At 50.5% G+C, this 17,961-nt stretch carries 14 protein-coding genes; 2 read left to right on the top strand and 12 right to left on the bottom strand.

The features are described 5' to 3' along the window. Nucleotides 1-30: 30 nt before the first annotated feature. Complete coding sequence (locus ACJJIN_RS02110) at nt 31-909, bottom strand: hypothetical protein (protein WP_444896684.1); 879 nt, start codon at nt 907-909, stop codon at nt 31-33. A 165-nt stretch (nt 910-1,074) separates the two neighbouring features. Beyond that, on the bottom strand, nt 1,075-2,589 hold the full coding sequence (locus ACJJIN_RS02105; protein WP_444896683.1) for an MFS transporter: 1,515 nt from the start codon (nt 2,587-2,589) through the stop codon (nt 1,075-1,077). 297 nt (nt 2,590-2,886) lie between these two features. Here ACJJIN_RS02105 and ACJJIN_RS02100 point away from each other — a divergent pair, with 297 nt between their 5' ends. Together ACJJIN_RS02100 and ACJJIN_RS02095 are read left to right on the top strand one after the other, a co-directional pair. Next, a complete protein-coding gene (locus ACJJIN_RS02100; RefSeq protein ID WP_444896682.1) occupies nt 2,887-4,086 on the top strand; it encodes a phosphatidylinositol-specific phospholipase C domain-containing protein in 1,200 nt (399 codons plus the stop codon). A gap of 244 nt (nt 4,087-4,330) precedes the next feature. Next, nucleotides 4,331-6,082 (top strand): M28 family metallopeptidase, encoded by a 1,752-nt coding sequence (locus ACJJIN_RS02095; RefSeq protein WP_444896681.1) that lies wholly within the window; start codon nt 4,331-4,333, stop codon nt 6,080-6,082. Between the two features lie 175 nt (nt 6,083-6,257). Here the strand turns inward: ACJJIN_RS02095 and ACJJIN_RS02090 are convergent, their stop codons facing one another. From ACJJIN_RS02090 to zipA, 10 genes are all read right to left on the bottom strand, one after another. Next, nucleotides 6,258-7,895 (bottom strand): AMP-binding protein, encoded by a 1,638-nt coding sequence (locus ACJJIN_RS02090; protein WP_413665144.1) that lies wholly within the window; start codon nt 7,893-7,895, stop codon nt 6,258-6,260. 150 nt (nt 7,896-8,045) lie between these two features. Beyond that, on the bottom strand, nt 8,046-8,381 hold the full coding sequence (locus ACJJIN_RS02085) for an SCP2 sterol-binding domain-containing protein (protein WP_282933465.1): 336 nt from the start codon (nt 8,379-8,381) through the stop codon (nt 8,046-8,048). 81 nt (nt 8,382-8,462) lie between these two features. Then, nucleotides 8,463-10,256 (bottom strand): acyl-CoA dehydrogenase C-terminal domain-containing protein, encoded by a 1,794-nt coding sequence (locus ACJJIN_RS02080; protein WP_282933466.1) that lies wholly within the window; start codon nt 10,254-10,256, stop codon nt 8,463-8,465. A gap of 178 nt (nt 10,257-10,434) precedes the next feature. Continuing rightward, nucleotides 10,435-11,505 (bottom strand): AraC family transcriptional regulator, encoded by a 1,071-nt coding sequence (locus tag ACJJIN_RS02075; RefSeq protein ID WP_444896680.1) that lies wholly within the window; start codon nt 11,503-11,505, stop codon nt 10,435-10,437. 3 nt (nt 11,506-11,508) lie between these two features. Next, the gene (locus tag ACJJIN_RS02070; protein ID WP_282933468.1) at nt 11,509-11,709 is read right to left on the bottom strand and encodes a hypothetical protein; all 201 of its coding nucleotides are present in this window, start codon (nt 11,707-11,709) and stop codon (nt 11,509-11,511) included. Nucleotides 11,710-11,970: 261 nt separating this feature from the next. Then, on the bottom strand, nt 11,971-13,356 hold the full coding sequence (locus tag ACJJIN_RS02065) for a class II fumarate hydratase (RefSeq protein ID WP_444896679.1): 1,386 nt from the start codon (nt 13,354-13,356) through the stop codon (nt 11,971-11,973). 58 nt (nt 13,357-13,414) lie between these two features. Then, the gene (locus tag ACJJIN_RS02060; protein WP_282933470.1) at nt 13,415-13,861 is read right to left on the bottom strand and encodes a DUF4399 domain-containing protein; all 447 of its coding nucleotides are present in this window, start codon (nt 13,859-13,861) and stop codon (nt 13,415-13,417) included. A 252-nt stretch (nt 13,862-14,113) separates the two neighbouring features. Then, complete coding sequence (locus tag ACJJIN_RS02055) at nt 14,114-14,548, bottom strand: hypothetical protein (RefSeq protein ID WP_282933471.1); 435 nt, start codon at nt 14,546-14,548, stop codon at nt 14,114-14,116. Between the two features lie 177 nt (nt 14,549-14,725). Further along, on the bottom strand, nt 14,726-16,777 hold the full coding sequence (gene ligA, locus ACJJIN_RS02050; protein WP_444896678.1) for an NAD-dependent DNA ligase LigA: 2,052 nt from the start codon (nt 16,775-16,777) through the stop codon (nt 14,726-14,728). Between the two features lie 151 nt (nt 16,778-16,928). Beyond that, nucleotides 16,929-17,945 (bottom strand): cell division protein ZipA, encoded by a 1,017-nt coding sequence (gene zipA / locus ACJJIN_RS02045; RefSeq protein WP_444896677.1) that lies wholly within the window; start codon nt 17,943-17,945, stop codon nt 16,929-16,931. Between the last annotated feature and the right edge of the window lie 16 nt (nt 17,946-17,961).

The raw sequence follows: 17,961 nt of genomic DNA, 5'->3' as shown, positions 1-17,961 counted from the left end.
AAGAGCCAAGGGGCTTTTGCCGACCAAAACTTAGTAAACAGGCTTTTCTATAAACCAAGTTATATCAATATAATTAGCCTGCTGACGGCTAATATCCCCGCTTTCAGTATCCAACCAAATTACATCTAGCTCCCCCGAAGAACTTAACTTCGCTCCCCATACCATACTGTTTGAAGTAGGTGGAACCATACCTAATTTTGAAAATTCATCTGATCCGAGATGATGAGGCAACTGCGCTGTAATTTCTCCCCCATTAGATATATGGGCAACAACAGGTATTGCTTGCTCTGCCTCAATAACTGTTCTCTCTTCGGCCTCAGTATTAATACTACCTAACCAACTAATTCGTACTGCTAACCTTCTGCGTATAGCATCCAATAGATTAGAGATCCCTCCAGCAACAACCCTTCCACTATGGTCTTTCTGAAAAGCAACTTCCCAGTTTCGTTTTGGGGGAGTAGTGAAACACCAAACTGAATGTACACGGTCGCTATCTACCCTATTAGAGTGCTCAAAACGCCCTAGTAAAATACCTCCGCTATCTAGTAAACCGTGCCACCGCCCAAACTCAGAAGAAAGCTCTATCCTTGTATCATTAATTCTAGGAATCTGCCGATGAACAGACTGAACTTTTGTTGCCACTTCTCCAGACATAACAGTTGTAAACTGCGCGTCAGACCAATGTGTAAGATCAGACTCTTTATCTCCATTAAAGTCCAAATCCCACCCCACTCGCATTGGCACTCCACTTAAGGCAACTCTGGATAGTTCTTTTTTAGAGCCCGCCACTACCACTCCATCATAGTCGACTTCCAAAATAGGATCGTTACAGCTTGCCATCTGTTCGGCATTAACCTCAATCGCCCTTGCCAAAGAGAAAGTCAAAAGTAGCCAACTTTTACTTTTCATCACCATCACCCGTGCATACTTTATTTGCCATTGTCGCCTTTAAATGTTACCCATAAAAGAGCTGCTATATTTATACCCCAGCAGTAAGCCCCCTCATCTAAAGAAGGGATAAAAGCAGCATTTTATGAGTTGAATTGACTTTCTACGGCTAGTTTACGCAAGCCATTACCCTTTTTCTTTTGCCATCTTCAATAAAGCAAGCACAGCCAAAAAAAGAAGAAAAGTAAATACAACCAACCCCCACATCACCGACTGAAAAGCCTGGGCAAAAGCCTCATTAAACATGTTAGCGATGCGACCGTGCAAAGCAGCAGACACCCCCATTGCTCCACGCTCTATCCTTTCAGGATTAATCAGCAATGCATCGATATATTTTTCCAGTGCACTGGTAATCTGCACCCCACTTTCCTGCAATTGATTTAGCAAACTCTGTTTTTCCATTATCCGGAATACAGTACCCACTACAGCCAAACCAAGTGCTGCGCCTATGTTTTGCATGCCCCACAACATTCCGGTTGCTATACCTGCACTATTAGGCGGCAAAGCGCCAATAGCGATTGGCGCTGTCGCACTAAATACAAACCCCCAAGCCACACCAAAAGGTATAAAAGCCAGCAAAAGCGTTGAAAAATTGGTATCCACTGAGAATTGCGTCATTACGATTGCCGCAATCAAAATACATATGACACCAATTAAGATTGGAGCCGCAGGTGCGGAATTAGCTGCCATTCTGCCCGCCACAGGAGATACCAAAGCCATCACCAAGGTAATAGGGAGCAAAATCAAGCCGGACATTACCGTTGTATCCTGACGCACAATATGCAAATAAAATGGCAATAAAAAGAAAGCAGAAATGAGAAATATCAACAAGCTGAAATTGGTTAAAACACAAGCAGAGAATAGCGAATTCTTAAAATAGGCAAAATGGATCAACGGTTGCTCCAGTTTTCGCTCAACACAAAAAAGGGCAATAAAACTCAATATAGAAATAACCAATAACAACAGTATCGGCCAGCTCAACCAACCCACTTGCGCCCCTTCAACTACTAACACCACTAGCGAACCCACACTAAGAGCAAGAAGTATCATTCCACGCCAGTCAATATAACTTTTTTCTTTATCTAAATTTTGCGGGCTCCGCATTACAAAAAGGCCAAACACCATACTGACCAGCACAAAGGGGATATTAATAAAAAAGATCGACCTCCAAGACAAATACTCACATAGGACCCCACCCAACACCGGACCAAGAGCAAAGCCGACAGCCAATACCGACATCCACCATCCCATTGCAAATCCGGCTTCTTTTTCTACAAAAGTGTGGGACAGCAAAGCAATATTATTCGGCACGATTATGGCAATGGAGACACCTTGAAAGGCCCGCCAGACAATTAACCAAAGTGGATCCTCAGCCAATCCCGCGAAAAGGGAGCTAACTGCAAGTAATACCCATCCAATATTGAGCATCTTCAGGGAGCCCACAATATCCCCCAATCTCCCCATACTGGCCATCAGGATACATAGCATCAACATAAATATATTCATAACCCACTGGGTTTGAATAAAGGATGCACCTAAACTTTGCTGGATTGTCGGCAGTGCAATACTGACAATGGTGTAGTCCAACCCCAATATAAAGGTGGCTGGAAAGGAGCCAAGCAAAACAACCCACTTATTCATTAGTCGCATAATTCCCCTTATCCAGCTTGTTAATTAAAGCAAGGAAAGATCCTGAATAATTTATCGGCATTTATTGCTGAGAGAGCTACACAATCCATCCATTAACAATAGAATTATGATGCCGCCAGAAAACAACAAGAAACCAACCCTCATCACATAGACAAAAAAGTCCAATTCGTAGTAAAAAGCAAAAATAATAAAACGGTACCTTAAGGCACCGCACACCAATAAAAATTAAAAAATATTCACTAGCGCCTACTGCAAAGGTAGCGTATCTACTCAGTCCGGAGAAAAATAATGAAACACACTATCAGACAGATGATCCTATCGATTCTATTTGTACTTTCCTTCGCCTCTCCCCCCCTTTGGGCCGATAGCATTTCTGATTTCCAAAACAGCTGGACAGGCACAGCCTTGGATCTACAGCGTCAAATAGACAACCACACTCCCATGAGTGAAAACAATATTTTGGGGACACACAATTCTTACAACTCAGAAGTGTATCGCGCCTGTAACTTCTCAGTGGGATGCCGCTACCTGGACCCTCAACAGGAGCATTCCATAAAAGATCAATTGCGTATGGGAGCTCGCTTTATAGAGCTGGATGTCCATTGGACAACGAAAATGGAGAGCCTTTTTTCCTACCCAAAAAGATTACTTCTGTGCCATGGGCTCTGCAGTATCAATGACAAGTATGCGACTGAAGGATTTAACGAAATAAAGGACTGGCTAAATGACAGCGCCAATCAGGACGAAGTCATCATTTTATATATCGAGGACCACTCTGATGGGCGCCATCAAGATCTCTACAACCAAATAACCGATCGATTCGGGGATAAGATTTTCTACAGCGGCGGCTGCCAGAGTATTCCCAGCAATCTGACAAAAAATGATGTGCTTGCTGCAGGGAAACAAGTCGTCGTATGGAAAGATAGCGGCTGCTCTGGAAATGGTGACATGAAGAACATGGCCTTCACCGGATTAGGGGAAATCGGTCGAGTGTGGGAAGACAGCACCACTATTGGCACCATAGGGGAAATTTTTAGCGGTGGTATTGAACGAATCACAGCCGATGATGTTCGCAATGGCTTTGCTATAGGTCACAACATAATCAACCTCGATAATATGAATACGACTGATGGCCGCATCGCTGCAGCTATTTGGTCATGGGATCAGAATGAGCCAAATAACTTGAACAATGAGGACTGCGCCATGCAGTGGGGCAACGGACGCTGGAATGATGCCAACTGCAGCAACCAATATAGCTTCGCATGTAAGAACACGGCTGACGGTAGCTGGCTGGTCAGCGCCTCCACAGGCCCATTCTCTTATGGTGCCGGGGTGTGCCAGGCACTGGGCAATGACTATGTGTTTTCCGCCCCCACCAATAGCCAGGACAACCAAGCCCTTAAAAGCGCCAAGGAAACCACTGGCTATGACAAGGTGTGGATTAACTATCAGGACCAGATAACTGAGGGCCACTGGCAGCACAATTAACCTCAAAAATCTCGACTTGAGGATTTAGGCTGGATAGGAGGCTAAGCCCGAGCCTCCTATCCAAGGCGAGTTTTATTGAACCCTCTCAAACACAAACCCTGTCACCATATTCAACTAAAATATCAAAACGGGAATATAGCTCCGGGCCTAGTCACACTCTACTCTCAACTGATCGCTGATATGTCGTTAGTTAAGACAAGATCAGGCATAATCTGCCTCCTAACAAGACTGTCAGGACAAAATTATGCGAATTCCTACTACCTGGCGCCGCCTTGGCTTGGCTATAGCCATCGGCGGTGTTATCAGCGGTTGTAGCAAGGGCAACGAAGAAGTCAGCTCACAAGCGCACTCCCATAAAGAACATATCGAGCACGGCACTGAAAAGCTCAATTTGGAAGCCGCTGAGAAGGCTCAAATTGATATTGTCGCTGCCGACCTGCACAAGCATGTCGCCGTATTGGCCTCCGATGAATTCGAAGGCCGCGCTCCCGCCAGTAAAGGTGAGGAGCTGACGGTAAACTATCTGGCAGAGCAATTTAAGGCGCTCGGACTTACCCCTGGTGCTGTAGATTCCGACGGTAACCCCAGCTGGTTCCAGGAAGTCCCCATTGTAGAGATGGATATTCAATCCACCCCCCTTACTATTCAGGGCGAAGGTGTAGGCCAGGTTCTAAAACCGATTGACGACATGGTCGCGTTTACCCAGCGCCAAACCAGCGCATCCAGCCTTAATGAAAGCGAATTGGTTTTTGTCGGTTACGGCATCGTAGCTCCAGAAAACAACTGGAATGACTACGCAGGTCTGGATATGGAAGGCAAAACCGCAGTCATTCTGGTGAATGACCCCGGCTATGCCACCCAAGATGAGGCTCTATTCAATGGCAATGCCATGACCTACTACGGTCGCTGGAGCTACAAGTTTGAAGAAGCTGCCCGTCAGGGCGCCGCAGGGGCCATTATTATCCATGAGAATGGTGCTGCCGGTTACCCCTGGGAGGTAGTGAGCGGCTCCTGGTCTGGCGCCCAGGTAAGCCTTGAAGCAGAAAACAAGAATATCGATCGCGTGGCGATTGAGGCCTGGATCACCAACCAGGCAGCGAAGGATCTGTTCCAGGCGGCAGGTCTCGACTTGACCGAAGAAATGGCAGCTGCAAAGGCACCGGGATTCAAGCCTAAGTCACTGGAACTCAAAGCCAGCATCGAACTCAGCAACAGCCTTGAGAAGTCCAACTCTCGCAATGTTATTGCTAAGTTACCCGGCAAAAAGTACGCAGATGAAACCATTGTTTACACTGCCCACTGGGACCACTTAGGGGTCAACAAAAACGCTTCTGGCGAAGACCATATCTTCAATGGCGCAGTGGACAATGCCACCGGTACCGCTGGACTACTTGCTCTTGCAGCCCAAGCAGCAAAAGAGGATCAAGCTGATCGCTCCCTGGTATTCGTCGCAGTAACTGCTGAAGAGTCCGGTTTACTCGGCTCCAAATATTATGCCGCCAACCCTGTTGATCCTCTGGAAAAGACGGTTGCCGGCTTTAACTTCGACGCTATGAATGTCTTGGGCCCCACCAAAGACATCACCGTCGTAGGCTTCGGCAGCAGCGAGCTGGAAAATCTCTTAGAAGCAGCCGCCAAAAAGCAGGGCCGCTATCTGGCTGCTGAAGAGCACCCGGAACGCGGCTACTTCTATCGCTCAGATCATTTCAGCCTGGCAAAAGAAGGCGTGCCAATGCTGTATTTTGATTCCGGTAGCGAAAACCATGAGCACGGCCGGGAGTGGGCACAATCCAAGGACAAGGAATATCTCAGCCAGCACTACCACAAGCCGGGAGATGAGTACGACCCCAACTGGAACCTGAAAGGCGCCGCTATGAACTTGCAGCTGGGCCTGCAATTGGGCCTGAAGTTGGCAAACAGCCGCGACTGGCCCAACTGGTATGAAGGCAATGAGTTCCGCGCTATTCGCGACGCCAGTGCCGAAAGTCGCAAATAACCAAGCAGGATAAACATCCCGCTTTTCCTTGGTGGCACCTCCTTGGTGCCACCAAACTTCCCACCCCAAACATCAACCCTGCATTCGCTGCAGGTGCCTCTCCCTGAATCGAAACCAATAAAAAAGCCCCACTGTCTCCAGCAGGGCCTTTTGAGCTCTTTAGCTAAATAGCGACTTAAGCAGCGCTAGTAGCCTCAAGCTTTTTCAACTCTTCATCGCGAAGTTCGCGGCGTAAGATTTTACCCACATTAGTTTTGGGTAAGTCCTCACGGAACTCCACATGCTTCGGCACTTTATAAGCCGTCATATGCTCACGGCAGTAGGCGACAACTTCATCTTCAGTCAAAGATGGATCAGCCTTCACCAGGAAGAGCTTCACCTGCTCACCACTTTTCTCATCCGGGATACCGATAGCGGCAGCTTCAGTGACCTTCGGATGCGCGCTGATCACATCTTCAATTTCATTGGGGTATACATTGAAGCCGGACACAATAATCATGTCCTTCTTGCGATCCACAATTTTGATGTATCCGTCATCCTGAATAACGGCCATATCGCCGGTATTCAACCAACCTTCACTGTCGATGGTATCCGCTGTCGCTTCCGGACGCTGCCAGTAGCCTTTCATCACCTGAGGTCCGCGCACGCACAGCTCGCCAGGAGAGTTGTTCGGCAAGTCATTGCCATTCTCATCGACAACCTTGACCTCAGTACCGGGAACAGGAACACCCACTGTGCCCAGCTGAACACCATCAGTAGGGTTAAATGAAACAACCGGGGAGGTTTCAGTCATACCGTAACCTTCCATGATCATACAGCCGGTCATCTCCTCCCAGCGCTTAGCCGTATCGCGAGTTAACGCCATGCCACCAGAAGCTGTTGAGTGCAATTTGCTGAAGTCCAGTTCAGCAAAATCCTTGTTGCGCATCAGGCCATTGAACAGGGTATTGAGCCCAACAAATCCGGTGAAACGCAGGCCTTTCAGCATCTTCACAAAACCCGGAATATCCCTCGGGTTGGGCACTAACAACGAGTGGTTGCCCGTGGAGAAAAGGCACATGCAGTGGATGGTAAATGCGTAGATATGGTAAAGAGGCAAAGGTGCAATATAGAACTCCTCACCTTCTTTCATACCACTGGCAAATGCGATACGAACCTGCTCCATATTCGCAACCAGATTGCCATTTGTCAGCATTGCCCCTTTGGCAACTCCGGTAGTACCGCCGGTGTACTGCAGAACCGCAATATCTTCTTTGGTGCGCTCAACATCCTTATGAGGACGCTCAGCGCCTTTTGCCATGGCATCGCGAAAGCTAACCTCATTGGCAAAAGAAAATTCAGGCACCATTTTCTTAACGTACTTTGCCACACTGTTGATCAAGGTACGCTTCAGCGGACTGTGCAGATCCGCAATCTCAGTAACAATAACTTGTTTTACATCGGTTTCAGCAACAACAGCAGCAGCGGTATCGGCAATATTTGCCAGCACAACCAATGCTTTGGCTCCTGAGTCATTTAACTGATGCTTAAGCTCGCGCTGTGTATATAGCGGATTGGTATTTACTACAACCAGACCTGCGCGCAGTGCACCAAAAACAACTACTGGGTACTGCAACACGTTGGGCAACTGGACAGCGATGCGATCGCCGGGCTTCAAGTCGGTATGATTTTGTAAATAAGAGGCGAATTTTCCACTCAGCGTGTCAATATCATTGATTGAAAGTGTACGCCCCAGGCATGTGAAAGCCGGCCGGTCACCGAATTTGGCGCAAGCGCCTTTAAAGACATCAAGTATGCTGCGATCAATGTCCAACTCTCTTCTCCCATTCCTGATTGTTGTCGTCGCTTGCCCACACCTTCCGTCTCCATAGGCGAAAGCTGCCATATCTCTTGGCGAGCGAGAATTTATTTATTGTTTGTAGTATCTTTGAGACGGTGAAAAAGAAGGGTTTAAAACCTCTCTTTACCGATCTCCCTCTTCACTATTCGCAGGAAATAAACCTGCCAATGCTGCGGCCAATTCGCGATTTCCAGAATATTGAACATCCCCCAAAAGGAAGGCGTGACGCCCACTTAATTGACCGTCCAATATAGCACTGAGAGTGCTGTTTTCCATTTCCAATGTTAGTTCTGGATTATCAGTCTGACCAAATTCGGAAATCACTTTGTAATTTTTAGATACTTCGGTGACATAAACATAGAAGTCACAGGCATCTGGCAGCCGGAACTGTACCCGAGCCAGCGGGTACGAACAAGCTAAGTGACACAGGCGCTCTTGAACTGAATCCGGCAATTGCATCGGAAATTCTCCGTTTAAGCCGCTTTATTACTCACAAAAAAACCGCCGGCATTTGCCGGCGGTTTTAATTTCAGAGCGGGATCAGAATGCAAAATGCTCGGCATCCAATTCCATCAAGTTGCCTGCTCCACTCAACATGGACGTTGCGTGGCTGGAAGTGCGAGGAAGGATACGCTCGAAGAAGAAACGCGCGGTAGTAATTTTCGCCTTGTAGAAATCTTCTTCTCCAGTGCCCGCTGCCAGTTTTTCATTGGCAACTTTAGCCGCCTGTGCCCACAGGAAGGCCAGCACGGTGTAACCGGAGAACATCAGGTAATCTACAGAAGCAGCACCTACTTCGTCTGGGTTTTCCATAGCTTTGCCGCCAACGTGCAAGGTCAGGTCGCCCCACTGTTTGTTCAGCTCTTGCAACTTAGCAACGAATGGCGCCAGTGCTTCGTTATCAATTTCCGCCTGGCAGAATTTGTGAACCTGCTTGGTGAAACCGCGCAGCAATTCACCCTGGGTCATCAGAACCTTACGACCCAACAGGTCCAGAGCCTGAATACCAGTGGTGCCTTCATAGATAGTGGAGATACGCGCATCACGTACGTTCTGCTCCACGCCCCACTCGGCAATATAACCGTGGCCACCGAAACACTGCATACCCAGGTTGGCAGATTCGAAACCAGCTTCTGTCAAAAATGCTTTTGCAATCGGCGTCAGGAACGCCAGCATATCGTCAGCGGCTTTCTTCGCGTCAGCATCGCCTTTGTGAGTGATATCAACCAGCTGTGCGCACTTAACAACCAGCATGCGGCCACCTTCGGAGAAGGCTTTCTGGGTCATCAGCATGCGGCGCACGTCAGGGTGAACAATAATCGGGTCAGCCGGGCCTTCCGGGTTTTTCACGCCGGACAGAGAACGCATTTGCAGGCGATCTTTTGCGTAAGCCAGGGACTTCTGGAAACCGATCTCGGAGTGAGCCAGGCCTTGCAGAGCAGTACCCAGGCGCGCAGTGTTCATAAAGGTGAACATATAGCTCAAGCCTTTATTCTGCTCGCCGATCAGGAAGCCTTTAGCACCGTCAAAGTTCAACACTGCAGTGGCGTTGCCGTGAATACCCATTTTGTGCTCGAGGGAACCACATACTACACCGTTGCGCTCACCGGCAGAGCCGTCAGCGTTCGGCAGGAACTTGGGTACAATAAACAGGGAGATACCCTTGGTGCCAGCAGGTGCGTCTGGCAGGCGGGCGAGTACGATATGAACAATGTTGTCAGTCATGTCGTGCTCACCGGCGGAGATAAAGATCTTGGTGCCGGTAATCGCGTAGGAGCCATCTTCATTTGGCTCGGCCTTGGTGCGCAGAATACCCAGATCGGTACCGCAGTGAGGCTCGGTCAGACACATAGTGCCAGTCCAGCTACCTTCAACCAGCTTGGTCAGGTAAACCTGCTTCTGCTCTTCAGTACCGTGCTCTTCCAGGGTGTTCATGGCACCGTGGGACAAACCGGGGTACATGCCCCAGGACCAGTTGGCGGTGCCAACCATCTCGCTCATGATAGTACCGAGCGAGGGCGGCAGGCCTTGGCCACCGTACTCAGGATCGTGGGGCAGCGCAGCCCAGCCACCCTCTACAAACTGCTGGTAGGCTTCTTTAAAGCCTTCCGGGGTAGTAACTTCACCGTCTTTCCAGGTGCAACCTTGTTGGTCGCCAATTTGGTTCAGCGGTGCAATAACGTTTTCACAAAACTTTGCACCCTCTTCCAGGATGGCATCCACGACATCAGGAGTAGCCTCCTCATATCCAAGTGACTCATAATGCTTTTCTGAGTCCAGCATCTCGCGCATTACGAAACGCAAATCACGCAGTGGCATTTTGATATCGGTCATCCTGATAACCTCAATTCGCTTATGTTTGGGACCGGAGGCAAAACCATCCAGTCATATTTATGACTAGTTTCTAAGATTGGTTCATCATAGTAGTAAGCAAGCAGCCCCCTCTATGGCCAAACCCGTCCAAAGCGGTGACAAATCGAGGCGAGAGGATGAAAAAAGGTGACTGGCCCAGTCAAATATCCAGGCCAGCTGCGGCGCGACCACCCCGGCGATACTCGCCTGGCGTAATTCCCGTCCACTTTTTGAAGGCGCGGAAGAAAGCACTGGATTCATCGAACCCAAGCATCTCTGCGATCTGCCCATTGGAAAGATCCGGGCAGCTCAGGTAGTGGAAAGCCGCTTCCATCCGACATTCGTCTTTGAGCTTCTGGTAGGAGGTGCCCTCCTGTTGCAGGCGACGACGCAACGTGGTGACCGACATATTGAGCCTCTCCGCCACCGCCTCTGCGGCAGGCATGGACTCACTCACATCCCGGTTCAAAATGGTTTTTACTTTGGTTTTGATACTATTGGCACTGCCGTCGCTGATCACCAGGTGATAAGGAGCGGTGCGAATAAAGTCCTCGACCATCTGCGGGCTTTGCACCACAGGGTATTCCAGGTAGCGGGTATCATATTCGAGCGCATTAAACGGCTGCTCAAATAACAACTCATTGGCCTCGCTTTGCGCGAGACTGCGAAACTCTTCCGGGCAAGCAAATGAGAAGTGCAACCTGGCCAGCGGAATCTCCCGCCCTGCCAGCCAGCAATAAAACCTGTGCCAAACCGCTAGAGTTGTACGCACCACACTGGGGCTCGTGTTATTCAGCAGCTGCTCAAACTCGCCTTTGGCCAGCGAACTGATCCCGCAAATTTCAACCCGCTCGCGCCCATGGCCACCTTCTCCGAGTACCGGCTTCACCTTAAAACCTCGGCAGATTTCCATAAATTCGGCACAGAGCGTAATCGCCTGGCGGAGGGTTGCACAATTCACCACCGCCAGACACAACAAGCGAAAAGACCCGGAACGGACCCTTCCACCGCTAAGCATGCCAAACCACTCATTTTGCGCCAGCCACATCACGCGCTGGTACAAGCGGCCGTACTTCACTGCTGAAAATGCAGACACTCCCTGCAATTCAGACTCATCGATATCGACAGAAGCTAAAAGCTCCTTGCGATCACACCCGTGTTTGGTCGCCTCTTCGAGCAGTCGCTCGAGGTAGGCGATAGGGATGCGAATATCCTCTTCCGTTGACGCCATCTATTATTTACGCCTGCGCAACCAATTCAATAAAGCCCCGCACCCAAACGCCAGAGCAATGATGACAAGCAATATCACCAATAGAAGAATGAAATAGGTGACAACATCCTTAACAGGCAGGTCCCAGCTGTAGACTGCCGCCACTACAAAGGCGACACAGGCGAGGACACTGGTAATAAAGGAGCGGCGACTTCTTTTAGCCATGACGATCTGGATACATTGATTTTCAAAACAGGTGAGACTGCCACATTTTGTGGCGCTACCATTGTATTGTCGGCACCCAGTACCGACGCGGCGTCGAATCGTGAGGGATTGGCCGGTTCCTGTCAACGCCGCAGGAGGCACCAATGAGCAGAAGAATGCTGGAACCAGAGGATCGAGCCACGCTGATAAGGCTTTTGCACTGGCTTATGTGCCTGACCGCCATTATATCCTTAATACTGTTGGGAATCGCCTTTTTTGCCCCTAGCTAATCAACCCACCCTTAGCCAAATGGGCGGGGTCTAACAATTCCTCAAGCGTTTCTCTATCCAGGTCCGTCATTTCAACAGCAACATCCAGCACTGGCCTACAGCTGGCATAGGCGGCCTTGGCAATCTCCGCCGCTTTCAGGTAGCCAATCACTGGGTTAAGGGAGGTCACTAAAATGGGGTTGCGGCCCAGGGTTCCCTCAATATGCGCCCGATTCACCGCGAAACTGGCAACGGCTCGATCAGCCAATAGGGTCGATGCATTCGCGAGCAGGTTAATACTTTCCAGCAGCGTACTTCCTACTAAAGGCAACATAACATTCAATTGAAAATTGCCACTCTGTCCCGCCACGGTCACTGTGGTGTCATTACCCATCACCCGGGCACAAACCATAGTAACTGATTCGGCAATAACCGGGTTCACTTTGCCCGGCATAATACTGCTCCCTGGCTGCAAGGCCTCCAGGGCGATTTCGGAGAGGCCAGCAAGGGGACCGCTGTTCATCCAACGCAAGTCGTTGGCAATTTTCATCAGGGAAACTGCCAACACCTTGAGCTGCCCGGACAACTCCACCGACGTATCCTGACTGGAAATTGCGGTAAAAAAGTTCTCTGCCGGGCGAAACTGATGAGATGTGTGGGCGCTGATTTTTTGCGCGAACAGCTCGGCAAAATCCGGGGGAGCATTGAGCCCGGTGCCAATCGCCGTACCGCCTTGAGCCAGCTGGGCAAGCCGAGGCATTACCGCGCGAATTCTCTCCCGGCACGCTTCTATTTGTGCTGCCCAGCCTCCAACTTCCTGCGCCATTGTCATAGGCACTGCATCCATCAGATGGGTGCGGCCGGTTTTTACAATACTTTCAAGTTCCGTGGACTTGTCGCACAAGCCAGTGTGCAAATGGCGCAACGCAGGCAGCAGGGTGTCTCGCACTGCAAGCAGGGCTGACACATGGATTGCGGTAGGAACCACATCATTACTGCTCTGACTCATATTCACGTGATCATTGGGGCTGATGGTTTGATCACTGTGCTTTTCTGCGAGGTGGGCGAGCACCTCATTAACATTCATATTTGAGCTGGTACCAGAACCTGTCTGGTAAATATCGACGGGAAAATGAGTGGCATACTCCTCATCACCGAGACTGTCGCAAGCATTGATAATGGCCTCAGCCTGCGCTTTATCCAACAACCCCAAGTCCCGGTTGGCCTCCGCGGCAGATTTCTTTATCAGCACAATGGCGCGGATAAACTCTGCCGGCAAGCCGTGACCACTGACAGGAAAATTCTCCACGGCGCGCTGGGTTTGCGCGCCATACATCGCCTCAGTCGGCACCTGAACTTCGCCCAGGCTGTCCTTTTCAGTGCGGAATTCGCCACCCATTTCACTCTCCCCAGATGCGCTTAATGCATCGACAGAAGGTTATTTAGCCGCTGCAGCCCTACTCGACCACGACGGTAATTTTCTTGGACATCACAGGCTCTTTATGTGGCACATGCATATAGTTGCCCAGAACCAGTTGTAGCGTATGCTTGCCGGGTGGCAAGGTAACTTGAGTCTCGGTTTGCCCACCACCAAAGTGAATGATGTTCTTACTCGCCGGCAAAGGCTTGCTCATATCCGGCATATCATCCACATCAATCAGCAGATGATGGTGGCCGGTATTCTCTTGATTGGTACCCGCCGGTGCCACACCCATACCAGACAAACCAAACTTCACCGTAAATGTCTGGGGCACCTTCTCTCCATCTTTCGGCGAGATAATATAGACCTTGGCATCTGCTGGGGCCTTACTGCTCATATCCATTTTGCTTTCGTGTTCAGACGCATGTAACAGCGGCGACAACATCAGTGCGCTGGCAAACAGCAGAGAACTGGATTTAATCATATGTATTCCTTCCTGATAGGGCGCCCAGATCGCGCCAATTCTTATAATCTGGCTTTACAGCTTCTCGGCCGCGGCACCTTGGTACCGTTCGGCAAAGACACTTTAACAGACCAAAGTTTCAGTTCCAGAGACTATCAGGGAATATAGTTGCGGAAAGAAAAAGAGAGATAGGATTTGTGACAGGGCTACTTATTTAAATCTGCTTTGCGGCAATTAGGCAAGAGAGAGCCCGGACCAACCGGGCCAGAAAAATCAGATACTCACCCGACCCTCTTGGGTCCATTCGCAGCGAACCTGCATATCGCCGCTGCCAGGCTCGTGATAGAGGCCAGCGGACTCCCAGCTGAAAGAGTGAACGCCGGAAAGCTCAGTTTCCAAATGCACAGTTGCCGAAACCCAATACATACTCTTCAGCAACTCTTCAAACTTCTGTATCCACAAATCCCACTCGTACTCTACCGCCCGATAGGAAGCGCCAAAGTGGATAACATCGGTTTGATACTGGGACTGCTTCACTTTAATGGTGGGAATAGCAAACATATCCCGGCACAGGAATGGCCATTCATCAGCACTGGGCAGGGCGAGCACAGCATTGCGGTTCACCCTGCGCCGATCGCTGCCGCCAGCGAGGCTATTGCTGTCTTTGATACATCCGTAAACGATGGATTCCTGATCGCCCTGAAGCATTAATTCCATTCCTTACCACAGTGCCACTGGACATCAGGTACCCAGGGCAAAACAGATCTAAGGCATCAACTTTAACGGCGAAGCGACCAGAAAGCCACAAAACAAAACATGAACCTGCAAAGTGCTCAAAACTTCGGCTATTCAGTTACTAATGGTGCCCCGCCTAAAATACCAGGACTAAATCTCAAAGCCCCTTTCGCGCAACATATCCAGAAGCGCCTCTTCATCCATAACTGTGATACCTAGCTCCTGCGCTTTGGTCAATTTTGAGCCAGCGCCTGGCCCGGCAACCAGAGTGCCGGTCTTGGCGGAAACACTTCCTGCGACTTTCGCACCCAGCCTCTGTAAGTAATCTTTTGCTTCACTGCGGGACAGGGTTTCCAGTTTGCCGGTGAGCACCCAGGTTTCCCCTGCCAGGGGCTGATCCTGCTCGTCACTCTCTTCCGCTTGCCAATGCACACCCGCCTGCTGCAGTGCCTCCACCTCTTCTTGGGCATGAGGCTGCTGAAAAAACTCAGCAACAAAATGAGCGACCACTGGGCCCACATCTTCAACTTCCTGCAAAGCCTCGACATCTGCCGACATTAGCGGATTCAATTCGCCAAAGTGCCGCGCCAAATTGCGCGCTGTAGCCTCACCCACTTCCCGGATACCCAGGGCATAGAGGAATTTAGGCAGCGTGGTCTCTTTACTGCGCTCCAGTGCATCGAGGAGGTTCTGGGCAGACTTTTGCCCCATTCGCTCAAGTCCCGCCACCTGCTCCAAGGTGAGGTGGTAGAGCCCGGACACCGAATGTAACAAGTCCTCATCTACCAGCTGCTCTACCAGCTTGTCTCCCAGCCCATCAATGTCCATCGCTTTGCGCGAAGCGAAATGCTTGATGGCCTGCTTGCGCTGGGCACTACAAATCAGGCCGCCGCTACAGCGGACCACCGCCTCACCGGGCGTGGATTCCACCGGCGAGCCGCATACTGGGCAATGTGTGGGGAATTCAATAGCGTGGCCACCCGGCTTGCGCTTGCTCTCCACCACAGAAACCACCTGCGGGATAACGTCTCCGGCACGGCGAATAATGACGGTATCACCTACCTGCACACCGAGGCGCTCGATCTCATCTCTATTGTGCAGAGTTGCATTGGAAACGGTAACGCCGCCGACAAAAACCGGCTGTAGGCGAGCAACCGGGGTGACCGCACCGGTGCGCCCTACCTGGAACTCAACATCCAATAATTCAGTCATTTCCTCCTGAGCGGGAAACTTATAGGCCATGGCCCAACGGGGTGCGCGGGCAACAAAGCCGAGACGGCGCTGCAGGGGAATACTGTTGACCTTAAAAACAATACCGTCAATATCGTAAGCGAGGTCCTCGCGCTTCTCACCGATTTCCCTGTAGTAGTCGATGCAGCCCTGAATATCCTTAGCGACGCGCATCTCCCGGTTTGTACGGAAGCCCCAATGTCCCAGCAGCTGCAAAGTCTCAACGTGCTTTTCCGGCAGCTCACCGTCCTCTACAAGGCCAGTGCCATAAACACACAATTCCAGCGGTCTCTGCGCTGTTATGCGGGAGTCCAATTGACGCAAACTACCGGCAGCGGCATTTCGAGGATTTACGAAAAGCTTCTCACCCGCCGCGGCCGCTTTGCGATTCAATTCGGCAAAGCCCGCTTTCGGCATATAGATTTCACCGCGCACCTCCAATACACCCGGATACTTTTCAATACCATCTGCTTGACGCAAACGCAGAGGTACAGATCCCACGGTGCGTACATTCTGGGTGATATCCTCACCCGTCGTGCCATCCCCTCGCGTTGCCGCTCGCTCAAGTACGCCGTCGCGATATAAAAGGCTGATAGCGATACCGTCTAACTTGGGTTCACAGGCGTATTCCACCGGCCCTTTACTGTTGAGGCGCTCACACACCCGGCGGTCAAACTCCAGCAACTCTTCATCATTAAAGGCGTTATCCAAAGACAACATCGCCACCTCATGGCGAACTTCCTGAAAAGAGGGAAGCGGCTCTGCGCCGACCCGCTGGGTGGGAGAATCCGGAGTTAGCAGCTGAGGATATTCACTTTCCAGGTCCTGCAACTCGCGCAGGCGCCGGTCGTACTCAATATCCGGCAACTCGGGATCATCAAGCACATAGTATTGGTGATTCGCACGCTGGAGGATTTCATGTAATTCCTGAACACGTTCGCGCACTTGAGGGGAAATAGTTTGATGAGTCATCGGCAATTCGAGTGAATAAAAATAATAGTTAGAAAATTATTTCGATTTTACATGCAAATACGGCCCGAGCTTACGGCTAATTTCCAAAATGAAAATCAGCCGGCATCCCGGACCGCATTAAAAATGGCAACAATTATTTAGAGATTGCGAGCTAGCTTTGCGCCATCGCTAAAGTCCTGCGACGCTGGTACTCCACAACCCGCTGACGATAATGCTCCGCCGTTTGCGCGGTAAATACACTGCGATTCTCATCCTTCAATTCGCCACCGAGCAGCTCGGCAATTTTGTATGAGGTGGAAAGCAGTTGATCGAAAGCTTTAATCGCCTCGCCTTCCACAGGTAGTGTCAGGAACAGGCTAACACCTGGCGTGGCAAATTCTTCCATCTGGGCCAAGTCGAAAACGCCGGGCACAACAATATTGGCGAGACTAAAGATAATGGCCCCATCAGCACCGCCGTGCTCATGGTAGTGAAAAATATTCATTTCACCAAAGCGCATGCCACAGGCAACCATTACCCGAAGTAAGTCATTACCCTCGAAGTAATCCCCTTCTGGCGCCATTACATTAATCACCAGCACCTCACGGGTGGGAGCACCTTCACCAACACTGCCACAGCTTGGAGACTGAGAAGATCGTTCGGGTTGAGAATCCTCATGCACCGCTTCATGCTCAGGACTGTGAGCGCTATCCATCGCATTTAGGCTTTCAGCCTCATCTAATGCAGGCTCATAGCGTTGCTCTTCACCGACCGACTCCATCAGAGTGGGGACTTGCTCTTCCAAATCGAGGATACCCTGCTCTTCCGGACTCCTCTGGGGATTGCTGCCAGCGAGCGGCTTGCGCGAGGAAATAAAGCTCTCCTGCACCTGGCGATTCACATGTAGCGCATCCTCTAGCGGACGGCGCTGAACAACGCGAGCCTGCCCGGGCAATTCGCTGTTTGCGGGCTTGGGCTCCCGCGTCTCTAGGGGTTTGCGGACCGGGGGCTCTTCTTCAGCCTTCTCTGAGACCGGATCAGCTTCATTTTTTACTTCAGATTGCATGGCCCGCGACAGATTGCGGGAGACCTTAACTGCCGCGCGCTGCCGCAAGATCGCCCGGCGTATGCCATCGACCACAACGACCAGCAGAACGACAACCAGGATTGTAACCAGCCAGTTATCCATTTTTTAGCGCCTCTCC

It is taken from the genome of Microbulbifer maximicatervae (SeqCode), from assembly GCF_052467505.1.
Note: the sequence above shows the minus strand (reverse complement) of the source record. Positions and strands in the feature narration are given on the sequence as shown.

Excerpts from the sequence above, each read along its gene's own strand:
- ACJJIN_RS02110 (WP_444896684.1), bottom strand. The coding sequence starts at position 909 with ATGAAAAGTAAAAGTTGGCTACTTTTGACTTTCTCTTTGGCAAGGGCG.
- ACJJIN_RS02105 (WP_444896683.1), bottom strand. The coding sequence starts at position 2,589 with ATGAATAAGTGGGTTGTTTTGCTTGGCTCCTTTCCAGCCACCTTTATA.
- ACJJIN_RS02100 (WP_444896682.1), top strand. The coding sequence starts at position 2,887 with ATGAAACACACTATCAGACAGATGATCCTATCGATTCTATTTGTACTT.
- ACJJIN_RS02095 (WP_444896681.1), top strand. The coding sequence starts at position 4,331 with ATGCGAATTCCTACTACCTGGCGCCGCCTTGGCTTGGCTATAGCCATC.
- ACJJIN_RS02085 (WP_282933465.1), bottom strand. The coding sequence starts at position 8,381 with ATGCAATTGCCGGATTCAGTTCAAGAGCGCCTGTGTCACTTAGCTTGT.
- ACJJIN_RS02080 (WP_282933466.1), bottom strand. The coding sequence starts at position 10,256 with ATGACCGATATCAAAATGCCACTGCGTGATTTGCGTTTCGTAATGCGC.
- ACJJIN_RS02075 (WP_444896680.1), bottom strand. The coding sequence starts at position 11,505 with ATGGCGTCAACGGAAGAGGATATTCGCATCCCTATCGCCTACCTCGAG.
- ACJJIN_RS02070 (WP_282933468.1), bottom strand. The coding sequence starts at position 11,709 with ATGGCTAAAAGAAGTCGCCGCTCCTTTATTACCAGTGTCCTCGCCTGT.
- ACJJIN_RS02065 (WP_444896679.1), bottom strand. The coding sequence starts at position 13,356 with ATGGGTGGCGAATTCCGCACTGAAAAGGACAGCCTGGGCGAAGTTCAG.
- ACJJIN_RS02060 (WP_282933470.1), bottom strand. The coding sequence starts at position 13,861 with ATGATTAAATCCAGTTCTCTGCTGTTTGCCAGCGCACTGATGTTGTCG.
- ACJJIN_RS02055 (WP_282933471.1), bottom strand. The coding sequence starts at position 14,548 with ATGCTTCAGGGCGATCAGGAATCCATCGTTTACGGATGTATCAAAGAC.
- ligA (WP_444896678.1), bottom strand. The coding sequence starts at position 16,777 with ATGACTCATCAAACTATTTCCCCTCAAGTGCGCGAACGTGTTCAGGAA.
- zipA (WP_444896677.1), bottom strand. The coding sequence starts at position 17,945 with ATGGATAACTGGCTGGTTACAATCCTGGTTGTCGTTCTGCTGGTCGTT.